This is a genomic window from Pseudacidovorax sp. (assembly GCF_017991995.1).
GTDB lineage: Bacteria > Pseudomonadota > Gammaproteobacteria > Burkholderiales > Burkholderiaceae_C > Xenophilus.
The window spans coordinates 46,419-68,186 of sequence record NZ_JAGOPN010000006.1 but is presented as its reverse complement, the minus strand read 5'-3'; the positions used below and the strand labels follow the sequence as shown (position 1 = coordinate 68,186).

Below are 21,768 nucleotides of genomic sequence, written 5' to 3'. Positions count from 1 at the left end.
AGGAGCGGCGAATGCGGTCAGCGCCTGGTGAAGACGACGTCCCACACGCCGTGGCCGAGCTTGATGCCCCGGTTCTCGAACTTGGTCAGCGGCCGGTACTCCGGCTTGGACGCGAAACCACCCGCATCGGGTGCGGCTGTATTGGCCAATAGCGGCTCGCCTGCCAGCACCTCGACCATCTGCTCGGCATAGGGCTGCCAGTCGGTGGCGCAATGCAGGTAGCCGCCGGGGGCCAGGTGCTCGGCCAGTTGGTGCACGAAGCCGGGCTGGATCAGCCGGCGCTTGTGGTGCCGCTTCTTGTGCCAGGGATCGGGAAAGAACACGTGCACCCCGGCCAGGCTGCCGGGCGGAATCATGTGCTGCAACACCTCCACGGCATCGTGCGCCACGATGCGGATGTTGGCCAGGCCCTGCTCCCCGGCGCGCTTGAGCAGCGCGCCCACGCCGGGCTCGTGCACCTCGCAGCAGAGGAAGTTGTCCTCCGGACGCACGCGGGCGATGTGCGCGGTGGCTTCGCCCATGCCGAATCCGATCTCCAGCACGGTGGGTGCCGCGCGACCGAAGACCTGTACGAAATCGAGCGTCGCGGGGCGGTAGGGAATCAGGTACTGCGGGCCGAAGTCCGCATAGGCACGGGCCTGCGCATCGGTGGTGCGGCCGGCGCGCCGCACGAAGCTGCGGATGCGGCGGTGGGGATGTTCGGTGTCGCCGGCTTCAGGCGGGGCAGCGGCGGAGTCGTTCGTTTCGTCGGCGGTCACGGAGCGGGATTGTAGAGAGCGGCCCAGGGTGCGACCCAGCCCTCCAGGGCCTGTCGGACACCATCTCGCAATGGTGCAGCGGGGAGCCCCAGGGCCTGCGCGGCGGCGTCCAGTGCCAACCGCGCCGCGGTGGCCGTGCCGGTATCGATGGCCGCGGCGCCGTTCTGCTTGGACAGCTTTTCGCCATTGGCACCCAGCACCAGCGGGGTGTGCAGGTAGCGCGGCGTCGGCAGGCCAAGGGCGCGCTGCAGCAGGATCTGGCGTGGCGTGTTGTCGGTCAGGTCTGCGCCGCGGACGACGTCGGTGACGCCCTGCTCGGCATCGTCCACCACCACGGCGAGCTGGTAGGCCCAGGGTCCGTCGGCGCGGCGCAGCACGAAGTCGCCGACCTCGCGCAGCACATCCTGCTGCTGCGCGCCCAGACGTCGATCGGTCCAGTCGACGGTCGACGCCAGCATGCGCCAGGTGGCGAAGCGCCAGGCCCGAGGCGCCTTGCCGTTCAGGCCGTGGCGGCAGGTGCCGGGATAGACGCGCTCGCCATGGCGGTCGTGGCCGATGCCCTGTGCGGCCAGCACCGCGTCGATCTCGCGGCGCGTGCAGCCGCAGGGATAGGCCAGGCCGGCACCGATCAGCCGCTCCAGTGCGGCCTGATAACGACCGACGCGCGCCGTCTGCCAGACCGGCGCCTCGTCCGGCACCAGGCCGCAGGCGGCCAGCTGCTGCAGGATGTGCTCGCCCATGCCGGGCAGGCAGCGTTCGGTGTCGGCGTCCTCGATGCGCACCAGCCAGCAGCCGCCGGCTGCGCGTGCATCCAGCCAGCTGGCCAGCGCCGCCACGAGCGAGCCCGCATGCAGGGGGCCGGTGGGCGAGGGCGCGAAGCGGCCGATGTAGCCGGGCACGGACCTCAGAGGATGGCCAGCGCCAGTTCCAGCCCCGAGACGAAGGCGTCCTCGACCCGGTGGCCCAGGCACCAGTCGCCCGCGATGCCGATGCCCGAGGCGGCGTTCCAGAGATGGCTGCGGCCGAGCGGCGTCTCGGTCTTGGCTTCGGTCCACAAGCGGGCGTGGGCGAAGGAGGGCTCCACGCGGATGCCGGTGATCTCGGCAAAGGCCCGAAGCAGCTTGGCCTGCACGCGGGCCGCGTCGTCGCCGATGTGCTCGGCCGACCATGGGGCGCTGGCCTGGACCGTCCAGCGTTCGATGCTGCCGCGGCCGGGCTTGGACGATTCGCGCGCCAGCCAGGCCACGCGGTGGTGGGTGGAGCGGGCGCAGTTCCACTGCGGTCCCAGGTGGGGCAGGCCGGGCTGGCTGGCCTGCGCGAAGGCGATGTGCAGCGACCAGCAGGGCGCGATGCGCACCGGTGCCAGCGGCGCGGCCAGGGCAGGGGCCACGGGCTGCAACAGGCTGCGCGCCGCGCCGGCCGGCACGGTCAGCAGCACGGCATCGAAGCCGGCATGCACGGCGTGGTCGTCGCCGTCGCCCTGTGTGCGCAGCTGCCAGCGGCCGGGCTGCAGCGTGTCGGCCTCCAGGCACGAGACGGTGGTGCCCAGGTGCAGGGCATGGCCCAGCGGCGCCGCCCAGTGGGCGGCCAGGCCGTCCATGCGGGGCAGGCCGACCCAGTGCGGTTCCAGGCCCGGCAGCGAGGCTTCGACCACCCGGCCCAGGGCATCGAGCACGCGCACGGCGTTGGCGCTCCAGCGGCGGCAGGGCGCGGCGGTGGCGTCCAGGGCCCGGCGGAAGCGCTCGTCACGGACGGTGAAGTACTGGGCGCCGGTGTCGAAGCTGCCGGTGCGGCTGTCCAGGCTGGCCAGCCGTCCGCCGGGCGTGGACGCCTGCTCGAACACCGCCACCTCCAGGCCGGCTTGCGCCAGCGTGCGCGCCGCCGCGAGGCCGGCGATGCCTGCGCCCACGATGGCGATTCGGCGGGGTTGGAAATCGGGGCGGTCGGCGTCGGTGAGGGGCATGGCGGCAGGTGTTGCGGGCAGCGGGATGGTCGTGCGACTCTAACCGCACCGATGACGCACCATGCTGCGCCAACGCAGGGCGACCGGGTTTGTCCCCGGTACGGTCGGGCCGCCGGCCAGTGGCCTCGCCTTCAGCGGCCGCGGTGCTGCGTCAGCAGGGCCTCGCGCGTGCCCGTATGCTCGAACTGCGACAGCCACCACTGCAGCGCCAGGCCTGGCTGGGCGGCGCTGCGCACGCGCCATGCGGCATGCATGTTGGTGGTGGGGGCGGCGCGTTCGGTGGGGAGCGCAACCAGGTGGCCGGCCTCCACATAGGGCCGGGCCATCGGCTCGGGCAGGAAGCCGGCACCCAGCCCGTGCAGCTGGGCATGCAGCTTGGCCTGCATGGTGGGCACGGTGAGCACGTCCTGCCCGGCCAGCAGGTTGACGTTCATGCCTTGCGACAGCCGCGCCGAATCGGCGGCGGCGACGGCGCGGTGCTGGCGCATCATGGCCTCGGTGACGGGCAAGCTGGTGCGCGTGAGCGGATGGTTCGGTGCCACGGCATAGACGAAGGACAGCTGACCCAGCACACAGCTGCGGATGCCGGTGCCGGTGAAGCCCAGCCCGTCCGCGTCGAGCACCGAGCCGATGGCCAGGTCGGCCTGACCGCTGGTCAGCGCCTCGATGGTGCCCAGCAGGGTCTCGTCGCGCAGCTTCAGCCGCGTGGGTGGCGCCAGGGCATAGAAGGCGCCCACCAGGTCGTAGAGCGGGTCGCGGGCGATCACGCTGTCGATGGCGATGGTCAGCTGAGGTTCCCAGCCCGTGGCGATGCGGCGCACGCGGTTCGCCACCGCGTCGATCTCGCCCAACAGCCGCACCGCATCGCGCAGCAGTTCGCGGCCCGCCTCGGTCAGTTTGGCCTGGCGGGCGCTGCGGTCGAACAGCAGCACGTCCAGCGCGTCCTCGATCTGCCGCACACGGTAGGTGAGGGCCGAGGGCACCAGCCCCAGGCTGCGGGCGGCGGCGGCGAAGCTGCCGCGGTCGACCACGGTCTGCAGCATGGCCAGGGCGTCGGGCGTGAGGACTTCGCGGGCGGTGGGCATGGCCGGATTGTCATTCAAAAAATTTGAACGACGTCTTCAATGCACTGCGGTTTCAAGCCGGGTCCGCCGGCCTAAAGTTCATCCCATCGCGGCGCAGTTCGGTGCCGCCTACCGGGGAAGGCCGGCGCAGCAGGCGCCACCGCCAGCCCCATTCGAAGGAGTTCAACATCATGCTGCAGATCCGCAAGTCCCAGGAACGTGGCTATGCCGACCATGGCTGGCTCAAGTCCTTTCACAGCTTCTCGTTCGCCGGCTACTACGACCCCGCCTTCATGGGCTGGGGCAACCTGCGGGTGATCAACGAGGACCGCGTGGCCGCCGGCGCCGGCTTCGGCACCCATGGCCACCGCGACATGGAGATCATCAGCTACGTGCTCGACGGAGAGCTGGCCCACAAAGACAGCATGGGCAACGTCGAATCGATCCCGCCCGGCGACGTCCAGCGCATGAGCGCGGGCCGCGGCGTGATGCACAGCGAGTTCAACCACAAGGCCGACCAGACCACGCACTTCCTGCAGATCTGGATCGAACCCAATGTGCGCGGCATCCCGCCGGGCTATGAGCAGAAGCAGGTCGACGTGGCCGACAAGCGCGGCAAGCTGGCCCTGGTGGCGGCGCCCGAAGGCGAAGCCGGCGCCGTGAGCATGCATGCCGACGCGCGGCTCTATGCCGGTCTGTTCGACGGCGATGAGACGGCCGAGCTGAAGCTCGACCCGGCCCGCAAGGCTTATGTGCACCTGATCCGCGGTGCGCTGGACGTCAACGGCCAGCGCCTGCAGGGCGGCGATGCGGCGATGATCGCGGCCGAGTCGCAGCTGAGCCTGGCCGGCGGCCAGGACGCCGAGGTGCTGGTGTTCGACCTGGCGCCGTGATCGCAGAATGAGACGGCCCGCCCTGTGCGGGCCGTTTCTTCATCGATTCCCTTCGCGGTGCCGTCCGTCATGCGGCGGCATCTTTCACTGCTTCCAATCTGTCCAAACCGATTTTTTCAACGCAAGGAGCTACTTCCATGGCCATCACCCAGACCTCCAACACCACCCCGACCCAGGACGCCGCAGCCCTGGTCGGCCGCGTGCTCATCGCGCTGCTGTTCCTGCCGGCGGGCTGGAGCAAGCTCACCGGCTTTGCCGGCACCGTCGGCTATTTCGGCAAGATCGGCGTGCCCATGCCCGAGGTGGCGGCGGTGATCGCCGTGGTGGTCGAACTGCTGGTCTGTCTGCTCTTCCTGGTCGGCTTCAAGACGCGCCTGATGGCCATCATCCTGGCCGTGTTCACCGTCGCCACCGCCTTCCTGGGCCATGCCTTCTGGAATGTGCCCCCCGAAATGGTGATGGCCCAGAAGACCAACTTCTTCAAGAACTTCGCCATTGCCGGCGGCTTCCTGGCCTTCTTTGCCTTCGGCCCCGGCCGTTTCAGCATCGACAAGAAGTGATGCCCGCGGGCCGCGGCGCTGGCGCCATGGCCCATCTTTTTCCATTTTTTTTCTGAACCTGGAACTCCCATGACCGACATCGCCATCGTCTACCACTCCGGCTACGGCCACACCCAGCGCGTCGCGCAGGCCGTCGCAGAAGGCGCCAACGCCGCCGTGATCGCCATCGACGCGGATGGCAACCTGCCCGAAGGCGGCTGGGAAACGCTGGCTGCGGCCAAGCTGATCGTCTTCGGCGCGCCGACCTACATGGGCGCCCCCAGCTGGCAGTTCAAGAAGTTCGCCGACGCCTCGTCCAAGGTCTGGTTCGTCCAGGGCTGGAAGGACAAGCTCTTCGCCGGCTTCACCAACAGCGCCACCATGAACGGCGACAAGTTCGCCACCATCGCGTACTTCTGGCAGTTGGCGATGCAGCACGGCGGCCTGTGGGCTGGCCTGGGCATCGTGCCGAGCAACAAGAAGGAATCCAGCCGCGACTCGCTCAACTACGTCGGTGGCTTCGGTGGCCTGATGACCACCTCGCCCGCAGACGCGAGCCCGGCCGAGATCCCGGCCGGCGACCTGCAGACGGCCCGCGCCTTCGGCGAGCGCCTGCAAGGCGCGCTGAAGCTGCTGGCCTGATCCCTCTGCATCCCATCCACGCCAACCGAACCGGAGAGCCGCCATGTCCGACCTTCTCACGCTCCATCCGCATGCCAAGGACCTGGGCGGCGGCTTTCAGGTTCGCCGCGTGCTGCCGGCCGCGCAACGGCGCGCGGTCGGCCCCTTCGTCTTCTTCGACCATTTCGGTCCGGCCACCGAAACCCCGGAGGACCAGCACGACGTGCGGCCCCACCCGCACATCGGCCTGGCGACGGTGACCTACCTGTTCGAGGGCGCGATGATGCACCGCGACAGCCTGGGCACCGAACAGGAGATCCGCCCCGGCGCCATCAACTGGATGACCGCGGGCCGCGGCATCGTGCATTCCGAGCGCAAGCCCGAGGCGCTCAAGACCGAGACCTACGTCAACCATGGCCTGCAGCTGTGGTGCGCGCTGCCCCGCGAGCATGAGGAGGTCGAGCCCAGCTTCTCGCACACGGCCGCCGCGGACATTCCCGCGACGGAGGTGGAGGGCGTGCCGGTGCGCGTGCTGGTGGGCGAGGCCTTCGGCCTGCGCTCGCCGGTGCCCACCTTGATGCCCACGCTCTACCTGGACATCGCGCTGCCCGCAGGCGGCGCCTTTTCGCTGCCGCCGCTGGCGCCGCAGATGGCTGTCTATGCCGTCGATGGCGACGTGATGCTGGGCGGCGAGCCCCTGCCGCAGCACACCATGGGCGTGCTGCCCGACGAGGACGCCGCGGCCGGCGAGCGGCCCCCGGTGCGCATCACCGCCGATGGCGCGCGCCGCCTGGTGGTGGTGGGCGGCGCGCCGCTGGACGGGCCGCGCTTCATGAGCTGGAACTTCGTCTCCAGCCGCCGCGAGCGCATCCTGCAGGCCGGTGCGGACTGGGAGGCGCAGCGCATGGGCCATGTGCCCGGCGAGACCGAATTCATCCCGCTGCCGGACCATCCCTTCAAGACGCAGTCGCAGACGAGTGCGGCGGAGCCGGAAGGCAATTCCAAGGCTTGAGCAGGCGGGCAGGTTTGGCCACGGGCAGCGGTGCCGCCCGACTTCGGCGCCCTCAACCCTGCTTGATCGGCAGATCCGGGTCCTCGAAGGCCCGTGCGCTCGCATGCGACGAGCGCGCGCTCAGGTCCGGCGCCAGGGCCTCGCGGCCATCGAAGACGAAGCAGTCGCCGCGGTAGTGGGCGCCGCCCACTTCCTCGAAATACTTGAGGATGCCGCCTTCGAGCTGCAGCACATTCGTCAGCCCCAGCTCGTGCATGTAGATGGCGGCCTTCTCGCAGCGGATGCCGCCGGTGCAGAAGCTCACCACCGTCTTGCCCTCCAACTGGTCGCGGTGCGCCTGCACCGCCGCCGGAAACTCGCTGAACTTGCCGATGCGCCAGTCGATGGCGTCCTCGAAGGTGCCGTAGTCCACCTCGAAGGCATTGCGGGTGTCCAGCATCACCACAGGTTGGCCGGCGTCGTCGTGCCCCTGGTCCAGCCAGCGGCGCAGCGTCGGCGCATCCACTGCCGGCGCACGGCCGGCGGAAGGGCGGATGGCCGGATGGTCCATGCGGATGATCTCGCGCTTGTTCTTGACCAGCATGCGGCGGAAGGGCTGGTGGGCGGACCAGCTTTCCTTGGGCGCCAGCGGCGCGAAGCGCGGATCGGCACGCAGCTCGGCCACGAAGCCGCGCACTGCCTCGGGCGCGCCTGCCAGGAAAAGGTTGATGCCTTCCTCGGCCAGCAGGATGGTGCCCATCAAGCTGAGCGCTTTGCAGCGCTCCAGCAGGTGCGGCCGCAGCGTGTCGCGGTCGTCGATGGGCACGAAGAGATAGGCGGAGATGTTGAGCACGGATTCGGACACGGCGCGGATTGTAGGAAGGCGTCCGCGCGTGATCGGGCACATCCGGCTTCGGTTGACATGAGTCAAGGCTCCCCGGGCAGCGCGCCTGCACGATGGGCACGTTCCCGACGACCCGGCCATGGCCATGATTTCCAGGATGCTCGACCACTTTCGCCGCGCGGTGCCCTTCCGCATCGTGCCGGCCACCATCGCCACCGCCGTGCTGATCGGCCTTCTGCTCGTGCCTACGCCCGACGGCCTCACGCCCAAGGCCTGGGCACTCGTGGCCATCTTCCTGACCACCATCGTGGCGATCATCCTCAAGGTCATGCCCATCGGCGTGATGGCGATGATGGCCATCATGGTGGTGGCGCTGTCGCAGGTCACCGCCACTTCGTCCAAGGGGGCGATCACCGACGCGCTGGCCAGCTTCGGCAATCCGCTGATCTGGCTGATCGTGGTCTCGGTGATGATCTCGCGCGGCCTCAAGAAGACCGGGCTGGGCGCGCGCATCGGCTTCTGGTTCATCTCGCTGCTCGGGCGGCGCACCCTGGGCATCGGCTACGGCCTGGCGGCCTGTGAGCTGATCCTGGCGCCGTTCACGCCCAGCAACACCGCCCGGGGCGGCGGCATCGTGCACCCGATCATGAAGTCCATCGCCCATGCCTTCGGCTCCGATCCGGAGCAGAAGACGCAGGGCAAGGTCGGCACCTACCTGGCGCTGGTCAACTACCACGCCAACCCCATCAGTTCGGCCATGTTCGTCACGGCCACGGCGCCCAATCCGCTGGTGGTCGACTACGTGGCGAAGGTGACGAACCAGTCCTTCCACCTGAGCTGGGGCACCTGGGCGCTGGCCATGCTGTTGCCCGGCCTGGTATGCATGGCGCTGATGCCCCTGGTGATCTACGTGCTGGCCCGGCCCGAGGTGACGCGCACGCCCGATGCCGTGACCTTCGCGCGCGCCGAACTGGCCCGCATGGGCCCGCTACAGGGCCGTGAGTGGGTCATGCTGGGCACCTTCGCGCTGCTGCTGGTGCTGTGGGCCGACGTGCCGGCCCTGCTGCTGGGCAAGGCCTTCAGCCTGGATGCAACGGTGGTGGCGTTGCTCGGCCTGTTCATGCTGCTGATCACCGGCACGCTGGACTGGGAGGATGTGCTGACCGAGAAGAGCGCCTGGGACACGCTGGTGTGGTTCGGCGCCCTGGTGATGCTGGCGGGCGAGCTCAACAAGGCCGGCGTGATCGGCTGGTTCTCGGCGGGCCTGCGCAGTGGCATCGAGTCCAGCGGCATGGGCTGGCTGCCCGCGGCGGCGGTGCTGGTGCTGGTCTTCCTGTTCTCGCACTACCTTTTTGCCAGCACGACGGCGCACATCAGTGCCATGCTGCTGGCCTTCCTGAGCGTGGGCGCGCACCTGGTGCCTGGCGCCTACCTCGTGCCCTTCCTGCTCATGATGGCGGCGGCCTCCTGCATCATGATGACCCTGACCCACTACGCCACCGGTACTTCGCCGATCGTCTTTGGCAGCGGCTACGTGGGCATGGGCCGCTGGTGGTTCGTGGGGCTGGTGATGGCGGTGGTGGAACTGGCGGTCTTCGCGACCGTGGGGCTTCTGTGGTGGAAGGTGCTGGGCTATTGGTGAGCGTCCGGCGTCAGCGGGCGCCGGCCAAGGCGCGCCGCGACTCGGCCGCCAAGGCGGCCAGGGCCGCCTCCAGCGAAGGATGGATAAAGGCATAGCCGGCCTGCTGTGCCACGGCAGGCACCACATTCCGGCCGGCCAGCAGCAGGTCGGACATCTCGCCCATGGCGAGGCGCACGGCCACCCCCGGAACGCGCAGGCGCACCTTCCGCCCGTAGGACGCCGCCAGCGCATGGACGAATTCGGACTGCGTGGGCGTCGGCGGCGCCACGACATTGACCGGCCCGGCCATCGTCTCTTGTGCCAGGGCGAAGCAGGCCAGGCCCACCACATCGTCCACATGCACCCAGGGCGAGGGCTGCCGGCCGTCGCCCAGCACCGCGCCCAGGCCCAGGCGTGCCGCCAGGGCCTGTGGCGGATAGGCGCCGCCGTCGGTGCCCAGCACCACGCCGAAGCGCAGACGCACCACACGCACGCCCAGCGCCTCGGCGAGCTGCGCATCGCGTTCGATGGCGGCGCACAGGTCGGACTGGAACTGTCCGGGCTGCGGCGGTGCGCTTTCGTCGCAAGGCAGGTCGGCGCCTGTCTGCACCTTGCCATACCAGCCGATGGCCGACGCCACCAGCAGGGCGCGGGGCGGGCGCGCCAGCCGGTGCATCAGTGCCAGCAACTGGGAGGCTGGCGCGGCCCGGCTGCGCATCAGTTCCTCGCGCCGGGACTGGGTCCAGGGCGGGCCGATGACCCGCGCGCCGGCCAGGTGGATGCAGGCGTCGATGGGGGTGTCGGCCGCGATGTCGGACAACTGGCCGACCACCCGCACCTGCGGCCCCAGGGTCCGGCCGGCGCGCGCGGGATCGCGGGAGAGCGCGATGACCGCATGGCCGTCCGCCAGCAGCCGGCGGACGAGATGGCGGCCCACGAAGCCGGTGGCGCCGGTGACGAGCAGGGTCTGGGACATGGCGGGCGGCCTTCGTGGGAGCACGGTGGGCATGGGCGGTGAGGGGGTGTGCATCATGCGCCGACCTCGCCGCGCCGGATGGCGGCCGAACGTTCGGCGATGCGCCGGCGTTCATCCGCATCCAGGCGCTGCAGGTTGCGCAATTGCACGGTCATGCGCGGATTGGACGCCAGGCGCTCCTCGTGGCGGGCCAGGAAGTCCCAGTACAGCGTGGTGAAGGGGCAGGCCTCGTCGCCCAGCCGCTCGGCGGGCTTGAAGCGGCAGCGGCCGCACAGGCTGCCGGCGCTCATGCGTTCGATGTAGCGGCCGGTGGCCACGTAGGGCTTGCTGCCCATCAGGCCGCCGTCGCCGAACTGGCTCATGCCCAGCGTGTTGGGCAGTTCCACCCATTCCACCGCATCGACATAGACCGCGAGGTACCAGGCGTGGACCTGCTGCGGCTCCACGCCCAGCAGCAGCGCATAGAGGCCGGTGACCATGAGGCGCTGGATGTGGTGCGCATAGCCGTGTTCCAGCGTCTGCCCAATGGCGTCGGCCAGGCAGGCCATGGGCGTGTCACCGGTCCAGTAGAAGCCGGGCAATGGCTCCCTGGCGCCGAGCGCGTTGAGTTCCAAGTAGCGCGGCATGCGCGTCCAGTAGATGCCGCGCACGTACTCGCGCCAGCCCAGGATCTGGCGGATGAAGCCCTCGGCGCTGGCCAGCGGCACATGGCCTGCGCGGTACGCCTTCTCGACGGCCTCGACCACTTCTCGCGGATGGAGCAGCTTGAGGTTCATCGCAGCCGACAGGCGCGAATGCCAGAGCCACGGCTCGCCCGGCCACATGGCGTCCTGCCAGTGGCCGAAATCGGCCAGGCGGTGGCGGACGAAGTCGTCCAGGGCTTCCCGGGCCTGCGCCCGGGTGACTGGCCAGGCGAAGTTCGCAAGCTTTCCGGGCCGGTCGGCGAAGCGCTCGGCCACCAGGTCGAGCACGCCCTGGGTGAGCGGGTCAGGTCCGAAGGCCGGCGCCGCCGGCACCAAGCCCGGACCGGTCTTGCCGAATGAGGCGCGGTTCTCTGCGTCGTAGTTCCACTGGCCGCCGACGGGCTCGTCGCCATCCATCAGCACGTCGTGGCGGCGGCGTTGCTCGCGGTAGAAGAACTCCATGCGCAATTGCCGTCGGCCCCGTGCATGGGCGGCGAATTCGCGGACGGTGCAGAAGAAATGCCGGTCTTCGCGGATTTCCAGCGGCACGCCTTCGGCGGCAGCCACCGCCTGGAGCGCCTTGAGCACCCGGTGCTCGCCCGGTGCAGTCATCACCAGCCCTTGCGGCCGGTGCGTGCGGATGGCCAGTTCGAGCTCGGCCGCCATGCTGCCGCGATTGCCTTTCCCGTCGAGGCGGGTGTAGTGCACCGTACGGCCGGCTTCGACCAGCGCATGGGCGAAATGCCGCATGGCGGCCAGGAAGATGGCAATGCGCGGCTGGATGGACCAGACATGGCTGGCCTCGTCGTCCACCTCGGCCATCCAGACGGCGTCCTGCGCCGGATCGAAGCCATCGAAGCCGCTGGCCGCCAGGTCGAGCTGGTCGCCCAGTACCAGCACCAGGTGGCGCAGCGTCACCGCGGCGCCTCCGCACGGCGACGCCGGCAGGCCTCGGAGCAGTAGCGCACCTCGTCCCAGTTGCGGGCCCAGGCCTTGCGCCACGTCATCGGCCGGCCGCAGACGGCGCAGGGCTTGGCGGGCAGGGCGGCCTTGTTGCCCTTGAAACCTCGGGGCTCGGTCATGGGAAGTGCAGCACGGTTCGCGGGGAGCGGGTTTTCTGGCATTACGCAGTTCAAGGCCGGCCCGATCACTGTCGACCTTGCGGGCCGGGGGGCTTTTTACAATCGCGCGAATGTTCGTTCATCTGCGCCTGCACACCGAGTTTTCCGTCGTCGACGGCACCACCCGCATCGACGAAGTCGTCAAGGCAGCCGCCAAGGACGGCCAGCCCGCCCTGGCCATCACCGACCTCAACAACCTCTTCGGCGGCGTCAAGTTCTACAAGCAGGCCCGGGGCAAGGGCGTCAAGCCGCTGCTGGGCTGTGAAGTGGCCATGGAAGGCCTGGACGCCGACGCGCCGCCCTCGCGCGTCGTTCTGCTGGTGCAAAGCCGCGAGGGCTACCTCAACCTGTGCGAGCTGCTGGCCCGCGGCTGGACCCAGAACGTGGGTCGCGGCGAAGGCCAGGCCAAGGCCAAATGGGCCTGGCTGGAGGAACTCAACGGCGGGCTGATCCTGCTCTCGGGCGCCCAGGCCGGCCCGCTGGGCGCACCCCTGGCCACCGGCAACGACGAGCGTGCGCGCGAGGTGGCGCTGCGCCTTGCCGGCATGTTCCCGCACCGCTTCTACCTGGAACTGCAGCGCGCCGGCCGGCCCGAGGACGAGCCGCACGTGGTCGCGGCCGTCAAGCTGGCGGCGCGCCTGTCGCTGCCGGTGGTGGCCACGCACCCGGTGCAGTTCCTGGAGCCGGACGAATTCGAGGCCCACGAGGCCCGCGTCTGCATCTCCGAAGGTGAGATCCTGGGCAACCAGCGCCGGGTGCGCCGCTTCACCCGCGAGCAGTATTTCAAGAGCGCTGAGCAGATGTGCGCGCTCTTCGCCGACATCCCCAGCGCCATCGCCAACACGGTGGAGATCGCCCGCCGCTGCAACCTCACCCTGGTGCTGGGCAAGCCGCGGCTGCCCGACTTTCCGACGCCGGGCGGCGTGCCGATGGAGGAGTTCTTCCGCCTGGCCTCCTTCGAGGGCCTGGAGGAGCGCCTCGTGCACCTGTACCCCGACGCGGCCAAGCGCGACAGGCAGCGCCCGCGCTATGTGGAGCGGCTGGAGTTCGAGATCGGCACCATCCTCAAGATGGGCTTCCCGGGCTACTTCCTGATCGTGGGCGACTTCATCAACTGGGCCAAGAACAACGGCTGCCCGGTGGGCCCCGGTCGGGGTTCGGGTGCGGGCTCGCTGGTGGCCTATGCGCTGAAGATCACCGACCTGGACCCGCTCGAATACAACCTGCTGTTCGAGCGCTTCCTGAACCCGGAGCGGGTGTCCATGCCCGACTTCGACATCGACTTCTGTCAGGGCAACCGCGACCGCGTCATCGAGTACGTCAAGCAGAAGTACGGCCGCAACGCGGTGAGCCAGATCGCCACCTTCGGCACCATGGCCGCCCGCGCCGCCATCCGCGACGTGGGCCGCGTGATGGACATGAGCTACAACTTCTGCGACGGCATCAGCAAGCTCATTCCCAACAAGCCGGGCAAGCCGGTCACGCTGCAGTACCCGCCCAAGGACCTGTCCGAGGCCGACAAGGAGAAGTACGCCATCGCCGCCGAGCCGCAGCTGGCCGAGCGCATCGAGAAGGAGGAAGAGGTCAAGACCGTCGTCGAGATGGCGCAGAAGCTCGAAGGCATGACGCGCAACATCGGCATGCACGCGGGTGGCGTGCTGATCGCGCCGGGCAAGCTCACCGACTTCTGCCCGCTCTACCAGCAGCCGGGCAGCGAGTCGGCGGTGAGCCAGTACGACAAGGACGACGTGGAGGCCATCGGCTTGGTCAAGTTCGACTTCCTGGGCCTGGCGACGCTCACCATCCTGGAGATCGCGCGCGAGTTCATCGTGCAGCGCCACAAGGGCCAGGAAGGTTTTGCCTACGAGAACATCCCGCTGGACGACAAGCCGACCTACCGGCTGTTCCAGGAGGGCAAGACCGAGGCCGTGTTCCAGTTCGAATCCCGTGGCATGCAGGGCATGCTGCGCGACGCGCGGCCGACGCGGCTCGAGGACCTGATCGCCCTGAACGCGCTGTACCGTCCGGGCCCGATGGACCTGATCCCCAGCTTCGTGGCCCGCAAGCATGGCCGCGAAGAGGTGGAGTACCCGCACCCGGCCGTGGCCGAGATGCTCTCCGAGACCTACGGCATCATGGTCTACCAGGAGCAGGTGATGCAGACGGCGCAGATCCTGGGCGGCTACTCGCTCGGCGGTGCCGACCTGCTGCGCCGCGCGATGGGTAAGAAGAAGGCCGAGGAAATGGCCGAGCACCGTGAGAAGTTCCGCGCCGGTGCGCTCGCCACCCACGGCATCCCGCAGGAGAAAGCCGACGAGATCTTCGACCTGATGGAGAAGTTCGCGGGCTACGGCTTCAACAAATCGCACGCGGCCGCCTACTCGCTGCTGGCGTACCACACCGGCTGGCTCAAGGTCCATTACACCGCCGAGTTCTACTGCGCCAACATGACGGTGGAAATGGACAACACCGACAAGCTCAAGGTGCTGTTCGAGGACGCGGTCAAGAACTTCGGCATCAGTTTCGAGCCGCCGGACGTCAACCGCGGCCGCTACCGCTTCGAGCCGGTCAGCGACAAGGTCATCCGCTATGGCCTGGGCGCCGTCAAGGGCACCGGCCAGTTGGCCATCGAGGCCATCGTGAAGGCGCGCGAGGAGGGCGGGCCTTTCCAGAGCCTGTTCGACTTCTGCGCCCGCGTGGACCGCCAGCGCATGAACAAGCGCACCGTCGAGGCGCTGATCAAGGCCGGCGCCTTCGACACCCTGCACGCGGACCGCGCGGCGCTGGTCGCCTCGCTCGACCGCGCCTTCGACTACGCCGCCGCGCAGGAGGCCAATGCCAACCAGGGTGGCCTGTTCGACATGATGGACGGCGGCCCCGGCTGCAGCACCGAGGCGCCGCCCCTGGCCGAGGTCACGCCCTGGGGCGTGAAGGAGCGCCTGACCCACGAGAAGACCGCCATCGGCTTCTACCTCTCGGGCCACCTGTTCGACGAGGTCTCGCGCGAGGTGCGCCAGTTCGCGCGCCGGCAGATCGACGAGCTGATCGACAGCCGCGAGCCGCAGATGATCGCCGGCATCGTGAGCGGCCTGCGTGTCATCAGCGGGCAGCGCGGCCGGCTGGCCATCTTCGCGTTGGACGACAAGAGCGCCACCATCGAGGCCGTGGCCGACGAGGCCGTGCTGGACGCCGCGCGCAACCTGCTCAAGGAAGACGAACTGGTGATCGTGAGCGGCCGGCTGCAGCCGGGCCGGGGCGGCTTCGAGCCGCGCTTCAACGTGCAGCAGGTGTGGGACCTCGCCACCGCCCGCTGCCGCTTCGGCAAGTACCTGCGCGTGGCCGTCAACGGCAAGCTGCCGGACATCGCCCGCATCGTGCGCGACCATCCGGCGCGGGTGGAGGCGACGGAGCAGGGCGAGGTGCACCGTGGCCTGCCGGTACGGCTGGCGCTCAAGCGCGCGGGTGCGCAGGTGGAGCTGCAGCTGGGCGAGTCGGCGCGCTTCTTCCCGGTCGATGCGGCGCTGGCCAGCTGGATGGCGCAGGCCGAGGCCGGGCAGGCGGCCATCGTGTACGAATCGGCATGAGCGGCGGCCGCGCGCTGCGTCCTCGCGCGCCGCCCGATCACCTTTCCGGCCCGCGCGCGGCGGGGGCCGCCAATCCTGGAGTTCCTTCCGCCATGAGCACTGTGTTGCGTACGCTGTATCCCGCCATCGAACCCTACGCCACCGGCATGCTGGACGTGGGTGACGGGCACCACGTCTACTGGGAGCGCTGCGGCACGCCCGGCGCCACGCCGGTGGTCTTCCTGCACGGCGGTCCGGGCGGCGGCATTTCGCCCGCTCATCGCCGCCTGTTCGATCCGGCGCGCTACGACGTGCTGCTCTTCGACCAGCGCGGCTGCGGCCAGTCGACGCCCCACGCGAGCCTGGAGGCCAACACCACCTGGCACCTGGTCGCCGACATCGAGCGGCTGCGGGAGGAGATCGTGGGCGTGCCGCGCTGGCAGGTCTTCGGCGGCTCCTGGGGCTCCACACTGGCGCTGGCCTATGCCGAGACACACCCGCAGCGGGTCAGCGCGCTGGTGCTGCGCGGCGTCTACACCGTCACGAAGGCCGAACTGCAGTGGTACTACCAGTTCGGCGTCTCCGAGATGTTTCCGGACAAGTGGGAGGGCTTCCAGGCACCCATTCCAGTGGAAGAGCGGCACGACATGATCGCGGCCTATCGTCGCCGGCTCGTGGGCGACGACGAAGCCGCCAGGCTGGCCTGCGCCCAGGCCTGGACGATCTGGGAGGGCGAGACCATCACGCTGCTGCCCGACGCCGCCTTCAGCGAGCCCTTCCGCGACCCGCATTTCGCCCTGGCCTTCGCGCGCATCGAGAACCACTATTTCGTGCACGGCGCCTGGCTGGAGGAAGGCCAGCTGCTGCGCGATGCGCACCGGCTGAAGGGCATTCCCGGTGCCATCGTCCATGGCCGCTACGACATGCCCTGCCCGATGCGCTACGCCTGGTCGCTGCACCAGGCCTGGCCCGACGCGAACTTCCATCGGATCGAAGGCGCGGGGCATGCCTATTCCGAGCCCGGCATCCTCGACGCGCTGATCCGCGAGACGGACCGCCTGGCGGACCGGCGCTGATGGCGGGCGGAGACGTCGCACGTCGGCAGGACCTGGCGAAACCCGAGGCCGCGTCGGACGCCTCGCCGCGTGCGGCCTTCGCGCAGCTGCTGGCCGACATCGAGGCCGCCCGCGCGCGGCTGGCGGAGTGGCAGGCGCTGTCGGAGCGCTTGGGCGTGCAGTACGCGCGCGACGTGGCGCCATTGCACGAGGCCTACGACGCGCTAAGGGCGGAATTGGTCGAGCGGCTCGATGCGCTGGCCTCCGGCGGCGAGCGCCTGTCGCATCCCGAGCGCATGCGGCTGCATGGACTGATCGCGCAACTGGCGGGTGAACTCGAAGAGACCGAGGACGCGACGCGGCGCGCGGCGATGCAGCGCTTGCGGGCCTACTACGCGCCCGAGGCATCCGAAGGCTGGTCAGATGATGTGGAGCCCGACCGTCGCGCGCGCCCATCCGACGACGAGGTTGGCGCAACGGCAGACGCCGGCACCCCGCCCGACGACGACCCCGTCACGCTCGCCGACCGCGCCGAAGCCCACGCCCGTGCCGCCGCCGAGCAGGCCGAGGCCGCCCGCGCCGCGCACCGGGCCCGCCGCACGCGCCAGGCCAAGGAGCGTGTGGCCCTGGCTGAAGCGCGCGACACGGCCGTACCGCTGCGCGAGGTCTACCGCCGCCTGGCCAGCCAGCTGCATCCCGATCGCGAGCCCAACCCGGCCGAGCGCGAGCGCAAGACGGGGCTCATGCAGCGCGCCAACCGCGCCTACGAGGCCGGCCAACTGCTCGAACTGCTGGAGATCCAGAAGGCGCTGGCGAGTGCGGAATCCAGCCGCCTGGCCCAGATGAACGATGAGGCCGTCGCGCGCTACAACCGCCTGCTCGAAAGCCAACTGACCGATCTGCAAACGCAATGGCGGGCCGAGCAGGTGCGGCTGGCGGCAGCGTTCGGGCTACCGCCGCATCCCACGCTCACCGCCGCTCGTTTCGAGGCGGACCTGCGCGCGCGCAAGCAGTCGCTCGTCGCGGCGCAGAAGGGGTTGCGGCAGCTGCTGCAAGCCCTGGAAGCGCCCGGCGCGCTACGCGAATGGCTGCGGCAGGAAAGGGTGTGGGAGCGGGAGGAAGCGGCGACGACCAAGTCGTCGCGCCGCGCTCGCCGCTGAACGGGCGAGCGCGCGAACTCAGAAGTCCTTGGGGCGCATCACGATGATCGGGAACGGGGAGGGCACCCGGCCATCCGTGTCGCGCGGCATGACCTCTGCGCGCTGGACGGCGCGCACCGCGGCATCGTCCCAGGACGGGTTGCCGCTGGACTTGGTGACGCGCGGCGTGCCGACGATGGTGCCGTCCGGCGAAGTCTGGATCTGGATTTCGACCGCCGGGTTGCCGGCCACCGAGTTGGGGTCGAAGACCACGTTGCGCTTGATCAGCGCGGCCACGCGGCCCAGGTAGCCGGCGGACACACCGCCGCTGCCATTGCCCTTGCCCGAACGCGGCCCGCTGGACTGATCGGCACCGCCGTTGGCCTGGCCCAGCATGCGCCGGATGTTGTCCTGCCGCTCCTTCTCCAGGGCGGCAGCGCGTGCGGCGGCTGCGTCCTTCGCGCGCTTGTCGGCCGCAGCTTTCTCGGCCGCGGCAGCCTTCTGTGCAGCGGCCTTGTCGGCGGCTGCCTTCTCGGCCTGCTCCTGCTTCTTCTGATCGGCCAGGCGCTGCTGTTCCTTCTGGCGGCGGTCTTCTTCCTGCTCGCGCTTGCGGGCTTCCTGTTCCTTGCGGTCCTGCTCGGCCTTGCGCTGCGCGTCCTGCTGGCGTTTCTTCTCGGCTTGGCGCTCTTCCTCCTCGCGCTGCGCCTGCAATTCGCGCTGCTTGCGCTCACGCTCCAGGGCGATGTCTGGCGCCTTGGGCGGTGGTGGCGTGGGCGCGACCGCCGGGGCCGGCGGCGGGGGGGGAGGGGGCGGCGGCGGTGGTGCGGGTGTGGGTGCCGGAGCCGGGGGCGGCGGTGGCGGTGGCGTGGGCGTCACGTTCTGCCGTGCCTGCTGCACGGTAGACGACCAGATCTCGGCCTCGACCGGCTCGTCGTCGCCTTCGCGCTTCCAGCGTACGCCCCAGGTAAGGGCTGCGATCAGCAGCGCGTGGGCGAGCAGGGCCAGCACCACGGCGCGCACCGTGCCGCGCTGCGGTGGGGGATTGAACTCTGAGCGTTCGGAAGCCAGGGACATCGGGGCGGGGTCCTCGCGGGGCCGCTCAGCGGCCGCTGCCGGTGGCCTGCACCGACAGGCCCACGCGTTCGATGCCGGCCCGCTTGAGCTGGTTCATGGCCTTCACCACCGTCTCGTACTTGACCGACTTGTCGGCGCTGATGACCACGGGGCGCTGGTCGTCGCCGTTCTGGGCGGCCTTCACGGCCTGGCCGATCTGGTTCATGGGCACCTGCAGGCCGGAGGAGCCGGAGCTCGGGTCCTTCTTGAACTCGATCACGTCGTCGCTCTTGATCGTGACTTCCAGGGGCTTGTCGGGCTGGCGGTTGGCCTTGTCGACCGTGGGCAGGTTGATGACGCTCGGCGTGATCAGCGGCGCCGTGACCATGAAGATGATCAGCAGCACCAGCATCACGTCGATGAACGGGACCATGTTGATCTCGTTGATCGTGCGGCGACCTCGGCCGCGGGAGGCGACGGCGGGCATGCTTGGCTCTCCGTGCGGTTCAGTGACCGGCCGCGGTGGCGGCGGGCGCGGTGGACAGGTTGCGCTGCAGGATGTTGGAGAACTCTTCGGTGAAGGTCTCCAGCGCGATCGCGACCTTGTCGATGTCGCGGGCGAAGCGGTTGTAGCCGACCACCGCCGGGATGGCGGCGAACAGGCCGATGGCCGTCGCCACCAGCGCCTCGGCGATGCCGGGGGCCACGGTGGACAGCGTCACCTGCGTCATGGTCGACAGGCCGGTGAATGCATGCATGATGCCCCACACGGTGCCGAACAGGCCCACGTAGGGGCTGACCGAGCCGACGGTGGCCAGGAAGGACAGGTTGGATTCGGCCGCGTCCATCTCGCGCTGGAAGCTGGCGCGCATGGCGCGGCGGGTGCCGTCCAGCAGCGTGCTGGCATCGCCGATCCGGCGCTCGCGCAGCTTCTGGTACTCGCGCATGCCGGAGGCGAAGATGCGCTCCATGGGGCCGGCCAGCTTGGCGTTCTGCGCGGCAGCGGCGTAGAGCTCGTTCAGGCTGGAGCCCGACCAGAACTCGCGCTCGAACTCGTCGTTGAGCGCACGCATGCGTCGCAGGGCGAAGAACTTGCGGATGATGGCGGCCCAGCTGGCCACCGACACGCAGGCCAGCAGCGCCATCACGAACTGCACGACGATGCTCGCCTGCAGGATGAGGGAAACGATGGACATATCCTGGTTCATGTTCTTCGGTGTGGTTGTGCGTTGGATGGAGCGCGATGGCGTTCGAGGGTTCCCAGCAACGTGGCCGGCATGCGCAGCGGGCGCAGCGTCGCCGCCTCGACCCAGCCGATGCGGATGGTGCCTTCGGCCAGCTTGTACGCGGGGTCGGCGGCCAGTACCACCTGCTGTGAGAGCGTGATGGACGCCTGGCCCATGTGCTTGAGTTCGGCCGAGACGCACAGCAGGTCGTCGAGTCGCGCCGGGCGCTGATAGCGCACCTGGGTGTCGGTGACGACGAACATGCCGCCCGTCTCGTCGCGCAGCAGCTGCTGCTGAACGCCCATGGCGCGCAGCCACTCGGTGCGGGCGCGCTCCATGAACTTGAGATAGTTGGCGTAGAAGACGATGCCGCCTGCGTCGGTGTCTTCCCAGTAGACGCGGATGTCGTGGGTGAAGCGGTTCATCGGACGAGTGCGCGCAGGCGGGTGACCGCCTCTTCGAGCTGGGGCAGGGCGTTGGCGGTGGAAAAGCGGATGAAGCGGCCCGTCTGGTCGGTGCCGAAGTCACGGCCTGGTGCCACGGTGACATGGGCGCGCTTCATCAGCTCGAAGGTGAAGTCCCAGCTTGTCTCGGGGCCGGAAATGCCAAGATGGCGCGCGAATTCGCTGCAGTCGGCCCACGCATAGAAGGCGCCGTCGGGCACCACCGGCACAGGCAGGCCCAGCGATTCGAGCTGTGGGATGAACCAGTCGCGGCGGGCCTTGAACTCGGCGCGGCGGCGTTCGTACTCGGCGATGCTCTCGGGCTCGAAGCAGGCCAGCGCCGCCTGCTGGGCGATGGCGCTGGCGCAGATGAACAGGTTCTGCGCCAGCCGCTCGACCACCGGCACCAGCGCCTCGGGTACCACCAGCCAGCCCAGGCGCCAGCCGGTCATGCTGAAGTACTTGCTGAAGCTGTTGATGCCGATGACGTTGTCGTCGATGGCGAGTGCGCTGTGGCCGAAGCGGGCATCGGCCTCGGCGGCGTCGCCCAGGGCGGCGCCGTAGCTCAGGCCCAGGTAGATCTCGTCCACCAGCGTGATGCCGTTGTGGGCCTTGACCACTTCGTGGATGCGGCGCAGTTCGTCCAGCGGGATGGACGTGCCGGTCGGGTTGGAGGGCGAGGCCAGCAGCACGCCGCGCGTGCGTTCGTTCCACGCGCCCTTCACCTGCTCGGCCGTGAGCTGGAAGCGGCCTTCCGCCGTGGTCGGCAGCAGCACCGCGCGCCCCTCGGCGGCGCTCACGAAATGCCGGTTGCAGGGGTAGCTCGGGTCCGGCATGAGGATCTCGTCGCCGGCCTCGATCAGCGCCAGGCAGGCCAGCTGCAGCGCGGCCGAGGCACCGGCCGTGACCACGATGCGTCGCGCCGGCACGTCGAGGCCGAAGCGCTGGGCATACCAGCCGCTGATGCGCTCGCGCAGCGCGTCGATGCCCACCGCGGGTGTGTACTGCGTGCGGCCGGCCGAGACGGCGCGGGCGGCGGCTTCCTGCACCAGAGGCGGTGCGGTGAAGTCGGGCTCGCCGATGTTCAGGTAGAGCATCGGCTGGCTGCCGGCGGCGGCCTCGCGCGCCAGTGCGCTGGCGGCCTTGGCCACTTCCATGACGAAGAAGGGCTCGATGCGCTCGGCCCGGCGGGCAATGCGCAGGGGCGGGGCGATG

The 21,768-nt window shown here is 69.7% G+C and carries 21 protein-coding genes; 8 read left to right on the top strand and 13 right to left on the bottom strand.

What is annotated here, in order from left to right:
* Positions 1-17: 17 nt before the first annotated feature.
* From trmB to KBC94_RS09905, 4 genes are all read right to left on the bottom strand, one after another.
* Complete coding sequence (trmB, locus tag KBC94_RS09920; RefSeq protein ID WP_294369414.1) at positions 18-758, bottom strand: tRNA (guanosine(46)-N7)-methyltransferase TrmB; 741 nt, start codon at positions 756-758, stop codon at positions 18-20.
* Positions 755-1,666, bottom strand: coding sequence for a tRNA glutamyl-Q(34) synthetase GluQRS (gene gluQRS, locus KBC94_RS09915; protein ID WP_294369871.1), 912 nt, complete (start codon positions 1,664-1,666; stop codon positions 755-757). Before gluQRS ends, trmB begins: the two co-directional genes overlap by 4 nt.
* Positions 1,663-2,721: an FAD-dependent oxidoreductase gene (locus tag KBC94_RS09910; protein ID WP_294369412.1), complete on the bottom strand. Its 1,059-nt coding sequence runs from the start codon at positions 2,719-2,721 to the stop codon at positions 1,663-1,665. The genes gluQRS and KBC94_RS09910 overlap by 4 nt, the downstream gene beginning before the upstream one ends.
* A gap of 131 nt (positions 2,722-2,852) precedes the next feature.
* Positions 2,853-3,806, bottom strand: coding sequence for a LysR family transcriptional regulator (locus KBC94_RS09905; protein WP_294369409.1), 954 nt, complete (start codon positions 3,804-3,806; stop codon positions 2,853-2,855).
* A gap of 170 nt (positions 3,807-3,976) precedes the next feature.
* On the opposite strand from KBC94_RS09905, the gene KBC94_RS09900 reads away from it, so the two are divergent.
* From KBC94_RS09900 to KBC94_RS09885, 4 genes are all read left to right on the top strand, one after another.
* A complete protein-coding gene (locus KBC94_RS09900) occupies positions 3,977-4,678 on the top strand; it encodes a pirin family protein (RefSeq protein ID WP_294369407.1) in 702 nt (233 codons plus the stop codon).
* 137 nt (positions 4,679-4,815) lie between these two features.
* A complete protein-coding gene (locus tag KBC94_RS09895; protein WP_294369404.1) occupies positions 4,816-5,238 on the top strand; it encodes a DoxX family protein in 423 nt (140 codons plus the stop codon).
* Between the two features lie 69 nt (positions 5,239-5,307).
* Positions 5,308-5,859: a flavodoxin family protein gene (locus KBC94_RS09890; protein ID WP_294369401.1), complete on the top strand. Its 552-nt coding sequence runs from the start codon at positions 5,308-5,310 to the stop codon at positions 5,857-5,859.
* Positions 5,860-5,902: 43 nt separating this feature from the next.
* Positions 5,903-6,850 (top strand): pirin family protein, encoded by a 948-nt coding sequence (locus tag KBC94_RS09885; protein WP_294369399.1) that lies wholly within the window; start codon positions 5,903-5,905, stop codon positions 6,848-6,850.
* A 52-nt stretch (positions 6,851-6,902) separates the two neighbouring features.
* Here KBC94_RS09885 and KBC94_RS09880 read toward each other — a convergent pair whose 3' ends face one another.
* Positions 6,903-7,736 (bottom strand): sulfurtransferase, encoded by an 834-nt coding sequence (locus KBC94_RS09880; RefSeq protein ID WP_294369395.1) that lies wholly within the window; start codon positions 7,734-7,736, stop codon positions 6,903-6,905.
* Positions 7,737-7,812: 76 nt separating this feature from the next.
* Here KBC94_RS09880 and KBC94_RS09875 point away from each other — a divergent pair, with 76 nt between their 5' ends.
* A complete protein-coding gene (locus KBC94_RS09875; protein WP_294369393.1) occupies positions 7,813-9,315 on the top strand; it encodes a DASS family sodium-coupled anion symporter in 1,503 nt (500 codons plus the stop codon).
* Between the two features lie 10 nt (positions 9,316-9,325).
* Here KBC94_RS09875 and KBC94_RS09870 read toward each other — a convergent pair whose 3' ends face one another.
* From KBC94_RS09870 to KBC94_RS09860, 3 genes are read right to left on the bottom strand one after another with little or no spacing between them, the layout of a single operon-like run.
* Positions 9,326-10,270 (bottom strand): TIGR01777 family oxidoreductase, encoded by a 945-nt coding sequence (locus tag KBC94_RS09870; protein ID WP_294369389.1) that lies wholly within the window; start codon positions 10,268-10,270, stop codon positions 9,326-9,328.
* 53 nt (positions 10,271-10,323) lie between these two features.
* Positions 10,324-11,865, bottom strand: coding sequence for a cryptochrome/photolyase family protein (locus tag KBC94_RS09865; protein ID WP_294369868.1), 1,542 nt, complete (start codon positions 11,863-11,865; stop codon positions 10,324-10,326).
* 2 nt (positions 11,866-11,867) lie between these two features.
* Positions 11,868-12,035 carry a DUF2256 domain-containing protein gene (locus tag KBC94_RS09860; protein WP_294369387.1) on the bottom strand — a complete coding sequence of 56 codons (168 nt, stop codon included), beginning with the start codon at positions 12,033-12,035 and terminating at the stop codon, positions 11,868-11,870.
* Between the two features lie 110 nt (positions 12,036-12,145).
* On the opposite strand from KBC94_RS09860, the gene dnaE reads away from it, so the two are divergent.
* The 3 genes from dnaE to KBC94_RS09845 all read left to right on the top strand — a co-directional run bounded on the left by dnaE (position 12,146) and on the right by KBC94_RS09845 (position 17,852).
* Positions 12,146-15,658 (top strand): DNA polymerase III subunit alpha, encoded by a 3,513-nt coding sequence (gene dnaE / locus KBC94_RS09855; protein WP_294369383.1) that lies wholly within the window; start codon positions 12,146-12,148, stop codon positions 15,656-15,658.
* Positions 15,659-15,750: 92 nt separating this feature from the next.
* Positions 15,751-16,713, top strand: coding sequence for a prolyl aminopeptidase (gene pip, locus KBC94_RS09850; protein ID WP_294369380.1), 963 nt, complete (start codon positions 15,751-15,753; stop codon positions 16,711-16,713).
* The gene (locus KBC94_RS09845) at positions 16,713-17,852 is read left to right on the top strand and encodes a hypothetical protein (protein WP_294369378.1); all 1,140 of its coding nucleotides are present in this window, start codon (positions 16,713-16,715) and stop codon (positions 17,850-17,852) included. Before pip ends, KBC94_RS09845 begins: the two co-directional genes overlap by 1 nt.
* 18 nt (positions 17,853-17,870) lie before the next feature.
* On the opposite strand, the gene tolA is transcribed toward KBC94_RS09845, so the two are convergent.
* Genes tolA through KBC94_RS09820 form a run of 5 tightly spaced genes read right to left on the bottom strand, consistent with a single transcriptional unit; the run spans position 17,871 to position 21,755 of the window.
* On the bottom strand, positions 17,871-18,905 hold the full coding sequence (gene tolA, locus KBC94_RS09840) for a cell envelope integrity protein TolA (RefSeq protein WP_294369375.1): 1,035 nt from the start codon (positions 18,903-18,905) through the stop codon (positions 17,871-17,873).
* 25 nt (positions 18,906-18,930) lie between these two features.
* Complete coding sequence (locus KBC94_RS09835) at positions 18,931-19,371, bottom strand: biopolymer transporter ExbD (protein ID WP_234192219.1); 441 nt, start codon at positions 19,369-19,371, stop codon at positions 18,931-18,933.
* Between the two features lie 19 nt (positions 19,372-19,390).
* The gene (gene tolQ, locus KBC94_RS09830) at positions 19,391-20,092 is read right to left on the bottom strand and encodes a protein TolQ (RefSeq protein WP_294369367.1); all 702 of its coding nucleotides are present in this window, start codon (positions 20,090-20,092) and stop codon (positions 19,391-19,393) included.
* Positions 20,089-20,535, bottom strand: coding sequence for a tol-pal system-associated acyl-CoA thioesterase (gene ybgC, locus KBC94_RS09825; RefSeq protein WP_294369364.1), 447 nt, complete (start codon positions 20,533-20,535; stop codon positions 20,089-20,091). Before ybgC ends, tolQ begins: the two co-directional genes overlap by 4 nt.
* Complete coding sequence (locus KBC94_RS09820) at positions 20,532-21,755, bottom strand: pyridoxal phosphate-dependent aminotransferase (protein WP_294369866.1); 1,224 nt, start codon at positions 21,753-21,755, stop codon at positions 20,532-20,534. Before KBC94_RS09820 ends, ybgC begins: the two co-directional genes overlap by 4 nt.
* Between the last annotated feature and the right edge of the window lie 13 nt (positions 21,756-21,768).